Source organism: Sporomusa aerivorans, from assembly GCF_041428895.1.
Taxonomy (GTDB): Bacteria; Bacillota; Negativicutes; order Sporomusales; family Sporomusaceae; genus Sporomusa; species Sporomusa aerivorans.
In genome coordinates this window covers 4,943,459-4,957,948 of record NZ_CP156926.1, presented here as the reverse complement: position 1 = coordinate 4,957,948, position 14,490 = coordinate 4,943,459, and the positions used below count along the sequence as shown (strand labels likewise).

General features: G+C 50.5%; 14 protein-coding genes. All 14 read left to right on the top strand.

Annotated elements, in window-relative coordinates:
* Positions 1–30 precede the first annotated feature (30 nt).
* The 14 genes from ddlA to asrC all read left to right on the top strand — a co-directional run bounded on the left by ddlA (position 31) and on the right by asrC (position 14,448).
* Positions 31–1,125 (top strand): D-alanine--D-alanine ligase, encoded by a 1,095-nt coding sequence (gene ddlA, locus SATMO3_RS23895; RefSeq protein WP_371372366.1) that lies wholly within the window; start codon positions 31–33, stop codon positions 1,123–1,125.
* A 369-nt stretch (positions 1,126–1,494) separates the two neighbouring features.
* Positions 1,495–2,268 (top strand): polysaccharide deacetylase family protein, encoded by a 774-nt coding sequence (locus SATMO3_RS23890; protein ID WP_371372364.1) that lies wholly within the window; start codon positions 1,495–1,497, stop codon positions 2,266–2,268.
* A gap of 319 nt (positions 2,269–2,587) precedes the next feature.
* The gene (locus tag SATMO3_RS23885; protein ID WP_371372362.1) at positions 2,588–3,385 is read left to right on the top strand and encodes a xanthine dehydrogenase family protein subunit M; all 798 of its coding nucleotides are present in this window, start codon (positions 2,588–2,590) and stop codon (positions 3,383–3,385) included.
* Positions 3,376–3,828, top strand: coding sequence for a (2Fe-2S)-binding protein (locus tag SATMO3_RS23880; protein WP_371372360.1), 453 nt, complete (start codon positions 3,376–3,378; stop codon positions 3,826–3,828). Before SATMO3_RS23885 ends, SATMO3_RS23880 begins: the two co-directional genes overlap by 10 nt.
* The gene (locus tag SATMO3_RS23875) at positions 3,828–6,104 is read left to right on the top strand and encodes a xanthine dehydrogenase family protein molybdopterin-binding subunit (RefSeq protein WP_371372358.1); all 2,277 of its coding nucleotides are present in this window, start codon (positions 3,828–3,830) and stop codon (positions 6,102–6,104) included. Before SATMO3_RS23880 ends, SATMO3_RS23875 begins: the two co-directional genes overlap by 1 nt.
* 220 nt (positions 6,105–6,324) lie before the next feature.
* On the top strand, positions 6,325–7,629 hold the full coding sequence (locus SATMO3_RS23870; RefSeq protein WP_371381783.1) for a nucleobase:cation symporter-2 family protein: 1,305 nt from the start codon (positions 6,325–6,327) through the stop codon (positions 7,627–7,629).
* Between the two features lie 686 nt (positions 7,630–8,315).
* Complete coding sequence (gene yqeB, locus SATMO3_RS23865; protein ID WP_371372356.1) at positions 8,316–9,107, top strand: selenium-dependent molybdenum cofactor biosynthesis protein YqeB; 792 nt, start codon at positions 8,316–8,318, stop codon at positions 9,105–9,107.
* Positions 9,104–9,877: an XdhC family protein gene (locus tag SATMO3_RS23860; RefSeq protein ID WP_371372354.1), complete on the top strand. Its 774-nt coding sequence runs from the start codon at positions 9,104–9,106 to the stop codon at positions 9,875–9,877. The genes yqeB and SATMO3_RS23860 overlap by 4 nt, the downstream gene beginning before the upstream one ends.
* A gap of 4 nt (positions 9,878–9,881) precedes the next feature.
* On the top strand, positions 9,882–10,193 hold the full coding sequence (locus tag SATMO3_RS23855; RefSeq protein ID WP_371372352.1) for an XdhC family protein: 312 nt from the start codon (positions 9,882–9,884) through the stop codon (positions 10,191–10,193).
* A 4-nt stretch (positions 10,194–10,197) separates the two neighbouring features.
* Entirely contained in the window at positions 10,198–10,953 is a 756-nt protein-coding gene (gene yqeC / locus SATMO3_RS23850) for a selenium cofactor biosynthesis protein YqeC (RefSeq protein ID WP_371372350.1), read from the top strand.
* Positions 10,950–11,555, top strand: a complete 606-nt coding sequence (locus tag SATMO3_RS23845; protein ID WP_371372348.1) for an NTP transferase domain-containing protein — start codon at positions 10,950–10,952, stop codon at positions 11,553–11,555. The genes yqeC and SATMO3_RS23845 overlap by 4 nt, the downstream gene beginning before the upstream one ends.
* A 55-nt stretch (positions 11,556–11,610) precedes the next feature.
* The gene (gene asrA, locus SATMO3_RS23840) at positions 11,611–12,690 is read left to right on the top strand and encodes an anaerobic sulfite reductase subunit AsrA (protein WP_371381782.1); all 1,080 of its coding nucleotides are present in this window, start codon (positions 11,611–11,613) and stop codon (positions 12,688–12,690) included.
* Positions 12,687–13,481, top strand: a complete 795-nt coding sequence (gene asrB / locus SATMO3_RS23835) for an anaerobic sulfite reductase subunit AsrB (protein WP_371372346.1) — start codon at positions 12,687–12,689, stop codon at positions 13,479–13,481. Before asrA ends, asrB begins: the two co-directional genes overlap by 4 nt.
* Before the next feature lie 13 nt (positions 13,482–13,494).
* Positions 13,495–14,448 carry a sulfite reductase subunit C gene (asrC, locus tag SATMO3_RS23830; protein ID WP_371372344.1) on the top strand — a complete coding sequence of 318 codons (954 nt, stop codon included), beginning with the start codon at positions 13,495–13,497 and terminating at the stop codon, positions 14,446–14,448.
* Positions 14,449–14,490: the final 42 nt, after the last annotated feature.

Here is a 14,490-nt window from a genome sequence, read left to right as displayed (position 1 = left end):
AAGTTATAAGGACTAACAGGAGATGGTATTTTGAAAAAGATTAATGTTGGGATTCTATTTGGGGGTAAATCAACAGAGCATGAAGTTTCTTTGCAATCAGCTAAAAATATTATAGATGCGATCGACAAAGAAAAATATGATGTTACGTTAATCGGGATAGATAAAACCGGTCAGTGGCACTTGCACGACAACTCGCAATTTCTGCTCAACAGCAATGATCCTAAGTATATTTCGCTCAACAAGGCAGACAAGGATGTTGTGCTGGTTCCCGGCAAGGAAACAGAGAAATTACTGTGCGTTTCCAATGCAGGAGCCAGCGGTAATGTTGATGTAGTTTTTCCGGTGTTGCACGGTCCTTACGGTGAAGACGGCACCGTGCAGGGCTTGTTAAAACTAGCCAATATCCCGTTTGTCGGTGCGGGGGTACTAGGTTCCGCTGTTGGCATGGACAAAGATGTCACGAAACGTCTCCTGCGGGATGCCGGCATTCCTATCGCCAAATTTCTGGTTTTACATAAATGGAATCAGGATAGTCTGAGTTTCGCAGAAGCTTCCCGGCATTTGGGATTGCCCTTATTCGTAAAACCCGCTAATGCAGGATCTTCGGTCGGCGTTAGCAAGGTAAAGGACGAGCAGCAATTTAAAACAGCCATTGAACAAGCCTTTGCGTTTGACAATAAAATTCTCATCGAAGAGTTTGTCGCGGGCCGCGAGGTGGAATGCGCTGTGTTAGGCAATGAAGCGACAATTGCTTCCAGGGTTGGTGAAATAGTCGCCCAGCAAGAGTTCTACTCGTATGAGGCGAAATATATCGATGAAAATGGTGCTGCTTTAGAAATACCAGCCAAGATATCTGATGAGACCGAACAAAAGATCCAGGAGATGGCAGTAAATGTTTTTCGGACGTTATGCTGTGAGGGCATGGCCAGGGTAGACTTTTTCCTGACCGGAGCCAATCAGATACTTGTCAATGAAATTAATACAATCCCGGGATTCACCAAAATCAGTATGTACCCTAAGCTTTGGGAAATCAGCGGAATAGCATACAGTGAATTAATTGACAGATTGATTCAGCTGGCGCTGGCTAAACACGCCCGGGAACAGCACATAAAGACCTCATTGTAATCAGCGAAAAGTAATCTTTATTTGAAATATAACAGGTGCTGACTTGCTATATACAGGCAGCTGCCAGCAGTTGTTATAAAGTAGACTTAGCCTCAGGTGGGGGCGCCCCATCTGAAGCTAAGTCGTCCTTATCCAGGGACTAGTCGCTCGCCTGTGCCCGTAGGGTATAACTCCTGCTTGTGCTTGTAGAAGGGTGAGTTAAGAAGCGGGCTAGTCGTCGGATAAATATTCAAAAGTGATAAACGGCAGGGCAATCGGCCAAAATAATGCCAAGTGACAGTTAAGTAATTTTGCAGTAAAATAGTTTTGTATGATCTAAATCCGCGCTCCATTGGGAACTATCTTATCATTTGGAAGAGAGATGCTTTTATGATTACCAGACGCAAATTTTTATCAGGCTGTATAGGCGCCACGGCAGCGCTATTTGGTTTGTCTTTGCTTCCCGAATATAAGGCTGTTGATCAACTGCTGAAAAGTATACCTGTTTTACTATATCACCGGGTTGGTTCAGAGACGGATGATTTAACGATCAGCACCAAACGGTTTGAAGAAGATTTGGCAAGTCTGTCACAGGAAGGCTATAATTCATTAACGCTCGCTCAAGTTAAGCAACGCCTGGCAGGAAATTATGAGCAGCTTCCGGATAAGCCGGTTATCATCACTTTTGATGACGGCTATTTGGATAACTATACAAATGCTTTTCCATTGCTGCAAAAATATGCTATGAAAGCCAGCTTTTACATCATAACAGGCATGATGGGGAACACGGACCGTCTAAATTCAGCTCAAATCCGTGAAATGGCAGCGGCGGGAATGGATTTTGGCTCACATACCGTTACACACCGGCAGCTTGCCGACTTGACTTCCCAAGAGGTAAACAACGAATTGAAACAGTCCAAAATTACTTTGGAGCAAACACTGGGCAAGCCGGTTGACTTTATCGCCTATCCTTGCGGCAGCTACCGTCCTGATACTATTCAGGCAGCCACTCATTCGGGCTATATTGGCGGCTTCTCCACGCAATATGGATTTGCGGCCTTTAACAATCACCTGGCTATAAGGAGGATTCCGGTTTTCCATAATGATCGCTCAATTGCGTATGTTATGTTGAGAAAAGGCTTGCTGCCAAGCATGATGGGTTAGGAATAGCCTTGGAGATTTAAAACAAATTAAAGAGATGATGTCGCCAATCTGCGGTGATGCCGTTTTTTACCGGGACAGGGATTATGTTTTCTGATGAGCAGAAAGAAAACATTGTCCCTGTCCCCGTGTTTCGCCCCTGTCCCCGTGTTTCCGCCTAAGACAATATCGCTGCCGGGGGAACAGCGATCTATTTCGACATAATTTCACATAAATCCGTCTGTTTACAAAAAAAACAGGTTTCCTCAATGCCGTTTCATATGCTATAATTCGAACTATATGAGATAAAATTAACCGAACGTTCGGCTTAGGAGGGTAATAATTGTTCACGTTGCTCAACGTCGCGCAACCGGATACGCTGCAAGAGGCCTATAAAATATTAACCGCAAAGCGCAGTAATACCATACTTGGCGGTTCTTCCTACCTGCGGATGGGGTCGCAATCCATCCATACCGGGGTGGATTTATCCAAGCTGGGTTTACAATATATACAAGAAACCGAATCTTTCATTGAAATAGGTGCCATGGCTACATTGCGCAATGTAGAAAAACACCCGGCGCTTGCAAAGTATTTCAACGGCATATTACCCCAGGCTGTCAGTAATATCATCGGCGTGCAGTTTCGTAATGTCGCCACTGTCGGTGCGTCAGTGTTTTCCCGTTATGGCTTTTCCGACTTAATTACGGCGCTGTTAGTGCTGGATACAGAAGTTGAACTGTTTCATGGCGGCCGGATGTCGCTGGCGGATTTTTTGGACACGCCCCGCACTAAAGATATATTGACCAAAGTCATCATTCCTGTTACCGGACGCCAGGCTGCTTACTACACCTTGCGCAATTCGGCCAGTGATTATCCGCTGTTGGCGGTAGCCGTTTCCTGTTATGACAACCAATGGCAAATTGCCGTGGGAGCCCGGCCGACCCGGGCTAAGCTGGCCGTTCACGCCGCCGGTTTATTGACGGCCGCCGCAGTAGCGCCTGAGGATATCGAGCAGGCGGCGCAGCAGGCGGCCGAAGAATTGCCTTTTGGCGATAATATGCGCGCTTCGGCGGAGTACCGGCGCGCCATGTGCAGGGTTCTGGTCAAACGGGCGGTAACGGAGGTTGCAGTATGCAAATAGAAGTAATTATAAACCATAAGCATGTTGTGCTGGATGTACAGCCTGATGATGTTCTTGTCGATACCTTGCGCAAACAAGGCTTATATAGTGTAAGACGCGGCTGTGATACATCCTGCTGCGGGTTATGCACCATCTGGCTTGACGGCAAGCCGGTGCTTTCCTGTTCAACTTTGTCTTTTCGGGCTCATGGCCGGCATATTACCACCATTGAGGGACTGCAGAACGAGGCCGAAGCATTTGCCGGGTTTATGGCTGGCGAGGGCGCTGATCAGTGCGGCTATTGCAGTCCGGGGTTTATTATGACAGTCCTTGCTATGAAACGGGAATTGGTAAATCCCACCGAGGCGGACATCATTCATTACCTGACAGGCAACCTGTGCCGCTGTACCGGCTATCAGGGGCAGCTTAGAGCAGTCAAGAAATACCTGGGGGTTATATCATAATGAAATTTGTAGGCAAAGGACTCCCGAAAACAGATGCTATCGCTATCAGCACCGGTAAACCGGTTTATACCGAAGATTTGGCGCCGGCTAATGCGCTGGTGGTTAAGATTTTACGCAGCCCGCATGCGTTTGCCCGCATTAAAGCCATTGACACCGTCAAAGCTTATGCTGTCAAAGGGGTAGAGTGCATATTAACCTATAAAGATGTCCCCAAGGTCAGGTTTACGCTGGCCGGACAGTCTTTCCCCGAGCCGTCGCCGTATGACCGGCTAATTCTTGATCCGCTTGTCAGGTATGTCGGCGATGAGGTGGCTATTGTGGCCGCTGTAGACGAAAGAGCTGCCAATGCCGCTCTTAAGAAGATTAAAGTAGACTATGAAATTTTCGAGCCGGTGCTTGATTTTGAACAGGCAATCGGCAATGCAGCAATTGTCCATCCCGAGGCTGATCTGACATGTAACTTCCCGATCGGTCTTGATAAAGAGCGTAATATCTGTTCGTCTCATACGCTGGCAGTAGGCGATGTTGAACAAGAACTCAAAAACTGTGATATTGTCATTGAGGAAACCTACTACACCCAGGCGCAGGCTCATGCCATGATGGAGACCTACCGCGCGTTTACGTACCTTGACCATACCGGCAGGCTGGTTGTCGTCAGCTCAACGCAGATACCGTTTCATGTTCGCCGGCAGGTAGCGAGGGCCTTGGGATTGCCGGCCAGCAAAGTCCGGGTGATAAAACCGCGTATTGGCGGCGGTTTTGGCGGCAAGCAAACCGGCTCGGGTGAGGTATTTACCGGTTTGGTAACTTTAAAAACAGGCAAGCCGGCGATGTTTATTTTTAACCGTACCGAAACCTTCAGCACAACGACAAGCCGCCATGCCATGCGGCTTACAGTCAGGCTGGGAGCCGATAAAGAAGGCTTCATCCGCGCCCTGGACATTGAAAACCTGTCCGATACCGGCGCTTACGGCGAACATGCTCCCACCACTTTTTCCGTATGCGGGGATAAGACCCTGCCGCTTTATAATAAAACAAGAGCGGTCCGGTATCATGGTCATGCCGTGTATACTAACAAAATGCCGGCCGGCGCGCTGCGCGGCTACGGCGCTACCCAGGGCACCTTTGCCCTGGAGTCGGCTGTGAACCAACTCGCGGCCAGGCTTAATATGGACCCGGCTGAGCTCAGGCTTAAGAATCTCATCAAAGAAGGCGAAACTTGTCTTGCCTATAAAGGGAAAGTTCTTAACAGTTCGGCTTTGGATCGCTGTATTGAGAAAGGCAAGCAACTGATCGGCTGGAACGAGAAATATCCCTGCCGTGAGTTGCCAAATGGCAAAGTGCGGTCAATCGGCATGGCGGTAACCATGCAGGGGTCCGGTATTGCCGGCATTGATACGGCTTCGGTTGAGATCCGGCTTAACGAGGCCGGCGAGTATACCCTGCTGACAGGCTCCACCGATATGGGGCAAGGCAGTGATACCATGCTGGTGCAAATCGCTGCCGAAGTGCTGCAGACTGCGCCGGAAGACATTGTTGTGAATGCCGCCGATACCGACACTTCACCTTATGATCCCGGTTCCTACGCTTCCAGCACCGCTTATGTTACCGGTATGGCCACACTGCAGGCGGCAGAGGACTTAAAGCAGAAGATACTGAGTCAAGGCGCCCGTTTGCTGGAAGTACCCGCTGAACAGATTGCATTTGACGGCCAGGTCATTGGTACAACCGACGGCAGCAAGTCCATGACGCTGGCCAAGCTGGCCGAGTTATTGGTGTTAGGCGCCGGCAAGCAGCAGTTAACGGGTGCGGCCACCTACGGTTCAGCGGTTTCGCCGCCGCCGTTTATTGCCGGTTTTGCCGAGATCGAGGTTGATCCGGAAACCGGCGTTGTCGAACTGATGGACTATGTTGCCGTGGTGGACTGCGGCACTGTCTTAAACGCCAATCTGGCTAAAATTCAGGTGGAAGGCGGCATTGCCCAGGGGATTGGCATGGCTCTTTATGAAGATGTCCGCTATAACCAGTACGGCAAAATGCAGACCAACAGCTTTATGCAGTATAAAATTCCCACCCGGAAAGATGTTGGCAAAATCAAAGTGGCTTTTGAAGCCAGCTATGAGCCAACAGGACCGTTCGGCGCCAAATCGGTCGGCGAGGTGGTCATTAATACGCCGCCGCCTGCCATTGCGCACGCTATCTATAATGCAGTGGGGGCCCGGATTACCCGGCTGCCCATTACCCCGGAAAAAGTATTTATGGGAATGCAAAGGTAAGATTGTCTGCTCAGGCCGGCAAGCCCGGCGTCTTTGCGAAAATAGATTTCAATAAGGATTTACTGGCAGGCGGTAAGTATTAGTGGAGGTTAAGCGCCAGCGTCTTACTTACTGTCAGCCTTTGCAACAATCTTTGTTGGAATTCTTATAGATGACAAGTACACTATTATAAGGAGGAAACTTTGTGCAAGACAAACAATTAAAGCATCCCGTGGACGAGATGCTGCCTTTCGGGCAACTGTTTACTTACGGCCTGCAGCATGTTTTGGCAATGTATGCCGGGGCTGTGGCTGTACCGCTCATTATTGCCAATGCTTTGGGACTAAGCAAAGAACAACTCATTTATCTGATTAACGCTGATTTATTTACCTGTGGTATTGCCACTCTGATTCAGACGCTTGGCTTCTGGAACATGGGGATTCGCATTCCTATCATCCAGGGTGTAACGTTTGCTGCTGTAACGCCGATGATTATTATTGGCAAAACCCATGGTTTAACGGGTATTTATGGTTCCATCATGGTGGCCGGTCTTGTAACATATCTTATGAGTCCTTATTTTAGCCGTCTTATCCGTTTCTTCCCGCCGGTAGTAACCGGTACCATCATAACCATTATCGGTGTTACCCTGATGCCGGTAGCAGTACGCTGGGCGGCCGGCGGCAACCCGGCAGCCAAAGACTTTGCGGCCTTCCCCTATATTTGTATGGCCCTTGTCACCTTGGTGCTCGTACTATTCTTCTACCGGTATTTTAAGGGTTTCTTAAGCAATATTGCTGTTTTACTGGGCCTGATCTGTGGAACGGCGATCGCCGCAATGCTTGGCATGGTTAACTTTTCGCAGGTATCAACAGCTGCCTGGATAGGCGTTACCACTCCCTTCGCCTTTGGCTTGCCGACGTTTGACTTGGCATCCATTGTGGCCATGATCCTGGTAATGCTGGTTGTTATGACCGAAACCACCGGTGATTGCATTGCCGTTGGTGAGATTATTGAAAAGCCCGTGACCAAGGAGGATTTGACCCGCGGGTTGCGCGCCGATGGCTTCTCAACCATCCTGGGCGGCATTTTGAACAGCTTCCCCTATACCGCTTTTGCCCAGAATGTTGGTTTGGTCGGTTTAACCCGGGTAAAAAGCCGGTTTGTGGTAGCTGCCGCCGGTGCAATTCTGGTCATCCTTGGTTTGTTCCCGAAAGTAGCTGCTGTTATTGCCGCTATCCCCAACCCCGTGCTGGGGGGCGCCGGTATTGCCATGTTTGGCATGGTAGCCGCCAGCGGTATCAAAACATTATCCAAGGTTCAGTTTGACGGCACTCACAATATCATGGTTGTAGCCATTAGTATGGGCATAGGTATGATTACCCTGGCTGTACCTAATTTTTATCACAATTTCCCCAACTGGGCCCAGGTTATACTTCACAGCGGCATTACTGCCGGCAGTGTGACGGCCATTATTCTCAACGCCATCTTAAACGGCACCGATAAGCCGGCTGAGGCGGCCATCGGCAAGCAGGAATACATTGGCTAAATAGCGAAAAACTAAAGGCGACAGTCACAAATGTGATTGCCGCCTTTAGTATCTTTTGCCTAAACGGCATCCCGTTTAAACCCGCTGCGTAGAGTGAAAAACAGGTTGGTAAAGCAAACCGCCATGGAGTATGAATAATACACAATTGCAATTCTGAAAGCTGCGTCGCAAAACTAAAACGTGCCAGGAGTTGTGTAGCAGCTTTAGATAGGGCAATATATAAAGATGCATTTCAAAAATGAAATGCATCTTTATATATCAGGGTATGCAAGGGTTTTTAATCAGGCGGAGAGTCCGGCGAAAGCCCTTGGTACTTTCCGGTTTCTCTGAGAATTGTACAGGTGACGGCGCAGATTTTGCCAAATGGCATGATACTTGCATAAATTATTGGTAAAACAAGTTTATTTTGCCTTATTATCAATACGATAGTATTAAGGCGATTGCATGTCAGCAGGCAATGAAAAGCTATATATCCGGCAGTAAAGAATTTGCCGGCGCAGGCGGGTGCCAAACTTTAATGCAATTTATAGAGAGACTTGGGAGCAATAAAAGGTGAGAGCAGGGTTTATCCGGCGACTAGCCTGAAGATGGGTTAAAACCCCATCTAAAGCTGAGTCTGCTTTATCAAAATGATAGGTTTTTATCAATCTGATAAACTACGAATTTGTAATTTTTGAAAGGTGACTATGAGCAATATAATCCTGATTAAAGGCGGTGGCGATCTTGCCACAGGTATTGCCCACCGCCTGCATGCAAGCCATTTTAAAATTGTAATAACCGAGTTGCCCAGACCTACAGTTGTCAGACGAACGGTTGCTTTTGCCCAGGCAGTGGTGGAAGACCAGGCGGTTGTTGAAGGCGTGACTGCCCGGCGGGTAACTGCGGCCGGCATAGAGTGCACTTTGGCCGACGGCTGTATTCCCGTCGTTATTGATGCCGGCGGCCAATGCGCTGCATTACTTAAACCGCAGGCTGTAGTGGATGCCATAATTGCCAAACGTAATACCGGCACCACATTGGCTGACGCTAACGTTGTTATTGGTATCGGGCCGGGCTTTACCGCAGCAGTCGACGTGCATGCCGTCATTGAAACTATGCGCGGTCATGATTTGGGACGGGTAATATACCAGGGAACGGCAGCTCCCAATACCGGTATTCCCGGACCAGTCGGCGGTTATACCCTGGAACGGCTGATAAAAGCGCCGGCTGACGGCGAGTTCACTGCCTGCCGGGAAATCGGAGATACTGTGGAAGCCGGCGAGATTGTCGGCTATGTCGGGGCTTGTCCGGTATATGTTGCTATTGCCGGCGTGCTGCGGGGAGTGATTCAAAGCGGCCTGTCTGTAACGCAAGGCTTGAAAATCGGTGACGTTGATCCGCGCTGCCGCCGGGAACACTGCTATACCATTTCGGATAAGGCCCGCGCTATTGGGGGCGGGGTGCTGGAAGCTTTGCTGCATCTGGGGGTAAAGCCATGAGTGTGGATGTCTTTGCGCAACTGCAAAAGCTGGCGGAAGAAGCACGGGCTGCTGATATTGTTACTCTTGTCGGCGCGCCGCCGGAGCAGGCTGAATTTGTCGGGCAAATGGTGCTGGTAGCCGACGGTCAGTCCTGGGGAGAAATTGTAAACGCCAGCTTTACCGCTGATATTGTTAATAGTTTAGCAGGCATGGCCTGGAAGAAACCGGCGGCTATTACCAGGGACTTTGCCGGCGGTACATATCGTCTGTTTTGGGATAAGCTATCCCGGCGGCAGTCTGCTTTGGTATTAGGGGCCGGTCACATCAGCCAGCCGCTCACCCTGCTGCTGGCCATGATTGGCTACACTGTCACTGTAGTGGATGACAGGCCGGATTTTGCGAATACAGTCAGATTTCCCCAGGCTCAGGCAGTTGTCTGCCAAAATTTTGACCGGGCTCTGGAAGAACTTAATTTAGCCAGCTTTGGCGCCATTATCGTTGTTACGCGGGGGCATCGTTCTGATGTGGAGTGCCTGCGGGCTGTTATTACTCAGCCGGCGGCTTATGTCGGCATGATTGGCAGTCAGGGAAGGGTGCGGGGAGTCATTAATTCTTTGCTGGAGGAAGGCTTTGCCCGGGAATCGCTGGACCGGCTGCGCGCTCCGATCGGCCTTGATATTGGCGCGCAGACACCGGAGGAGATCGCCCTGAGTATTGCGGCCGAGATTGTGGCCGTTGACCGGGGAGCCAATTGCCGGCCGTTATCAGACAAATGGAGGTGTAAATAAAACCATGGTGGATACTTTGGTTTACGCCATTAATGAGGCCCGGCAGACAGGGATAAAAACCGTCCTTGTCAGCATTATTGCCACACAGGGGTCCACGCCGCGGAAAGCCGGCGCCAGTATGCTGGTTTATCCGGATGGCCGTGTTCTTGGCACCATTGGCGGTGGCTGCGCCGAGGCCGAGGCCAGGCTGCAGGCGCTGACGGCCTTGGATGATAATGAATCATTTACTTGCAGGCTTTCGATGTCTGCCGCAGCGGCTGCTAACGAAGGCATGGCCTGCGGCGGTAATATGGAAGTGTTTATTCAGGTGGTGTAACAATATGCTGTGGGAAGCACTTGGAATAAGCGAGCCCGGTGTGATTGCCTGCGTCGGCGCAGGCGGCAAGACATCACTGGTGCAATCGCTGGCAGTCTCTGCCGGCCGGCGTGGGGTCACGGCCCTGGTTACGACAACCACCCGCATGTTTTACAGTCAGGTCGCCGGCTATGCGCTGACCTTGTCAGACGACTACGCTGCCGGTTCCGTGAAGGTTGCTGCAAGCCTCAAACAGAGAAAAACAGCGGCCTGGCTGACCGGCTTAGAGGGCGAGAAAGCCTGCGGACTGCCTGGCGCGTGGATTGACAGGCTGGCAAGCAGCCTGCCGTCCGCCTATATTTTGGTTGAGGCCGACGGCGCCCGCCGCGCACTGCTAAAGGCGCCGGCGGCGCATGAACCGGTCGTGCCAACAAGTACAATCATTACGGCCGGGGTCTTAAATTTGGGCGTGATCGGCCGGGCTTTATCCCCGGATAATGCGCACCGCTTGGATTTAGTAACAAACATAATTCATAAACGCCAGGGAGAGATTGTTAGTTGGCTGGATATAGCCAGGCTGGCTGTGCACCCAAACGGCATTTTTCAGCATGCGTGCGGCAGAAAAGTGTTGCTGCTAAGCGGCGGCGGCCAAGGGGATTACGGGGTGGCTGCTTCCCAGATTGCCGCCTATTGCCTGTTGGCCGGGACTAACATTGAACGCGTTGTTGTCAGCGCAGGCTATGGTGACTCCATGCAGCCGGCGGCGGTGTATAAGCTATGAAAGCAAAGGTAGGCGCAGTGATTCTGGCAGCAGGTTCAGCCCGCCGCATGGGCAGACAAAAACTGCTGCTGCCGCTGGCAGGAGTTCCGCTCCTGGCCCATGTGCTCAAAACCGTCCAGGAAATGCCGTGGGCAGCATGTCTTGCCGTTATCGGCCAGCCTCAGGCTGAACTGTCCCGTTTATGCCGAAACTATCAAATCCCTGCCGTCTTTAACGCCGCAAGGGAAACCGGTCAGGCTTCTTCCGTCAAACTTGCCGTTGAAACATTGCCGGAACCGTTAGATGGCATACTATTCTTTCCGGGGGACCAGCCACTGGTGTCAAAGGTGCTTATTGAAGCGATAGTAAGCCAATTTGAACAGGCGGACAATGACAAGGCTATCATTGTTCCCGGTTACCAGGGACGGCGTTATAGCCCGGTATTGTTTGGCAGCCACTGGCGTTCCCATTTTGCAGGACTAAAAGGAGATACCGGCGGACGCCAGATTATTAAATCCTGGCCGGAGTGGGTTAAAGAACTGGACTGGCCTGATCCGTCCCCCTTTTATGATGCGGATACATGGGAAGATTATTTGCGGTTGAAACAGCTGTTGGCTACATGATGGCGGGGCTAATTCCAATTCAGTTAAATAATGTAAAAAAGAGAGGCAGGCTGTGATGAAAATCACAGACTGCCTCTTTGGCTATGTTTACTATAAAGATAAAGGACTAAAAGGAAGGGGAGAAGACAGAAAAATGGCATATTTCATGACCCAAGAGCGCTTTAACCAGTATCTCCGGGATTGGCGGCAGGATTATAAAATTTATGCTCCGGTTGTACTTGCCGGAAAAGGCAGTTTTACCAACACTGACTCGGTCAGATACAAAGAGATTACCGGCGTGGAGGAGATTGCTTTCGCCCGGAAAGCCGATTATTCGGCCAAAGAGGTGGTATTGCCGATTACGCAGACGCTGTTCTACTTTACGGAAGACAACTGGACCGAACCTCAGGTAAGCGACAAAAAAATCCTGCTGTTTGTCCGGAGCTGTGATATTCACGCTATTAGGCGGCTTGATGATATTTATCTCAGAAACGGCTGTGAGGACCCTTATTACAAGGTTTTCCGTGACAAAGTACGGTTTGCCCTGCTGGAATGTCCAACCGGATTTGCCAACTGTTTTTGTGTAAGTATGGCGACAAATACAACCGGCGAGTATGATTTGTTTGTGCGTCTCGACGGGCAGCATGTGACGGTCGGCATACGCAATCCGGAGTTTCTTATGGCAAAGGAACAGGAAATAGAGACTGAACCGCAGTTTGTCCAGGAAAACAACGTCCAGGTGGCAATACCGGCAGAATTGCGGCTGGCTGAGGTGGCTGCCGCCCCGTTATGGCAGGAATATTCGGCACGCTGTCTGGGATGCGGCCGCTGCAGCTTCGTCTGTCCAACCTGCAGCTGTTTTTCCATGCAGGATATTTTTTATAAAGACAATGACAAGGCCGGTGAACGGCGGCGGGTTTGGGCTTCCTGCATGGTGGACGGCTATACGGACATGGCCGGCGGCCACGGGTTTCGTCAAGGCAAAGGCGACCGGATGCGGTTTCGCGTTATGCACAAGGTCGGCGACTATAAACGGCGTTTCGGGTATCCCATGTGTGTCGGTTGCGGCCGTTGCGATGACATCTGCCCGGAATATATTTCGTTTGCCAACTGCATTAACAGGCTGGCGGGACAGGTAAAGGAGGAAAAAGCATGAGCAATGCCTATACGCCGTTCAAATCCCGGATTCTTAAAATTCTGCCCCATACCGACATTGACTACACGTTTTTCCTGGAATATTCCGGGCCGGTCAAACCAGGACAGTTTTTCGAAGTTTCTCTTCCAAAATTCGGTGAGGCGCCGATTTCGGTAAGTGATGTCGGTGAGAACTATATCGGCTTAACTATCCGACGGGTGGGAGTAGTGACAAATACCATTCATGAAATGCGCCCGGGCGATGCCTTATTCCTGCGCGGCCCTTACGGGAACGGTTTTGATGTGGCTGCATTCAAAGGACAGGAGATTGTAGTTGCTGCCGGCGGCACCGGCCTGGCGCCTGTCAAAGGCATTGTTGATTATTATGCGGCCAATCCCTGCGACGCCAGGAGCTTTACCCTGCTTGCCGGCTTTAAATCGCCCCGGGATATTCTTTTTAGAGCTGACCTGAAAAGCTGGCAACAAACCATTCAGGTAGTCCTGACAGTTGATAATAGTGAAGATCAAGACTATCAAGGCAATACCGGTCTGGTCACAACTTATGTGGCCGGGCTGAAGGTCAGCGATCTTACTCAGGCGCAAATCATTGTGGTGGGGCCGCCGCTGATGATGAAGTTTACTGTGGCCGAATTTTTACGGCAGGGCGCGGCTGAAGACAAAATATGGGTCTCCTACGAGCGGAAGATGTGCTGCGGCATCGGCAAATGCGGCCATTGCAAAATGGATGATACCTATATCTGCCTGGAAGGCCCGGTGTTTAATTACGCCAGGGCCAAGACACTGCTGGACTAAGGGGGGACGCACAATGAGCATGGATATTAACACTAAGTATTTGAAAAAGAATGCTTTCCGGGTGACCAAAGAACGTTATAAAACAGCAGTCCGCATCCGGGTGCCGGGCGGGCATCTGGATGCTAAGTATTTGGATGTTATCAGGCAGATTGCCGAACTGCACGGCAACGGCACAGTACACCTGACGACAAGGCAGGGCTTTGAGATTCCCGGCATTCCTATAGACAAGGTACCGGAGATCAATGCTATGCTGCAGCCTGTTATCGAAGGACTTAATATCAGTCAGGTGAGTCCGGGCGGCGGCTATCCGGCTGCCGGCACGCGCAACGTATCGGCCTGCATCGGCAGCCGGGTATGTCCTTTTGGCAATTATGACACCAGCGCCCTGGCTGAGCGCATTGAACAGGTAATCTTCCCCAATGACTATCATGTCAAAATCGCGCTGACCGGCTGCCCCAATGACTGTATAAAATCCCGTATGCACGATTTTGGTATTATCGGCATGAATGAACCTCAGTATGATGCCTACCGGTGTGTGGGCTGTCAGGCCTGTGTTACCAACTGTAAAAAACGCTCGGCCGGTGCGCTGAAGATCGAAAACTTCAAAGTAGAGCGTGCTGCCGACAAATGTATTGGCTGCGGGGAATGTGTGCTTAAATGCCCCACCGGCGCCTGGACCCGCAGCGGTGTGAAGCTGTACCAGCTGGTCATTATGGGCCGGACCGGCAAAAAAAATCCGCGCCTTGCCCAGCCGTTTATCCGCTGGGTGGATGAAGCCAGTATCACCGGTATACTTAAAAATACGTATGCTTATATTGAACAATATATCGACAGGGAGGCCCCAGGCGGTAAGGAACATGTCGGCTATATTGTAGACAGAACCGGCTATCAGGTTTTCAGAGAGTGGGTTTTAAAAGATGTTGCCCTAAATCCGGAAGCCGAGGTAGCCGAGTACATTAACTGGTAATTTTCTGGTATAATATTGATATTAAGAACGGATCAGGACGTT

Bases quoted from the DNA above. Each gene is read 5' to 3' on its own strand.
- yqeB (WP_371372356.1), top strand. From the start codon at position 8,316: ATGAGCAATATAATCCTGATTAAAGGCGGTGGCGATCTTGCCACAGGT.
- SATMO3_RS23890 (WP_371372364.1), top strand. From the start codon at position 1,495: ATGATTACCAGACGCAAATTTTTATCAGGCTGTATAGGCGCCACGGCA.
- asrC (WP_371372344.1), top strand. From the start codon at position 13,495: ATGAGCATGGATATTAACACTAAGTATTTGAAAAAGAATGCTTTCCGG.
- SATMO3_RS23880 (WP_371372360.1), top strand. From the start codon at position 3,376: ATGCAAATAGAAGTAATTATAAACCATAAGCATGTTGTGCTGGATGTA.
- SATMO3_RS23860 (WP_371372354.1), top strand. From the start codon at position 9,104: ATGAGTGTGGATGTCTTTGCGCAACTGCAAAAGCTGGCGGAAGAAGCA.
- asrA (WP_371381782.1), top strand. From the start codon at position 11,611: ATGAAAATCACAGACTGCCTCTTTGGCTATGTTTACTATAAAGATAAA.
- yqeC (WP_371372350.1), top strand. From the start codon at position 10,198: ATGCTGTGGGAAGCACTTGGAATAAGCGAGCCCGGTGTGATTGCCTGC.
- SATMO3_RS23845 (WP_371372348.1), top strand. From the start codon at position 10,950: ATGAAAGCAAAGGTAGGCGCAGTGATTCTGGCAGCAGGTTCAGCCCGC.
- SATMO3_RS23855 (WP_371372352.1), top strand. From the start codon at position 9,882: ATGGTGGATACTTTGGTTTACGCCATTAATGAGGCCCGGCAGACAGGG.
- SATMO3_RS23875 (WP_371372358.1), top strand. From the start codon at position 3,828: ATGAAATTTGTAGGCAAAGGACTCCCGAAAACAGATGCTATCGCTATC.
- asrB (WP_371372346.1), top strand. From the start codon at position 12,687: ATGAGCAATGCCTATACGCCGTTCAAATCCCGGATTCTTAAAATTCTG.
- SATMO3_RS23870 (WP_371381783.1), top strand. From the start codon at position 6,325: ATGCTGCCTTTCGGGCAACTGTTTACTTACGGCCTGCAGCATGTTTTG.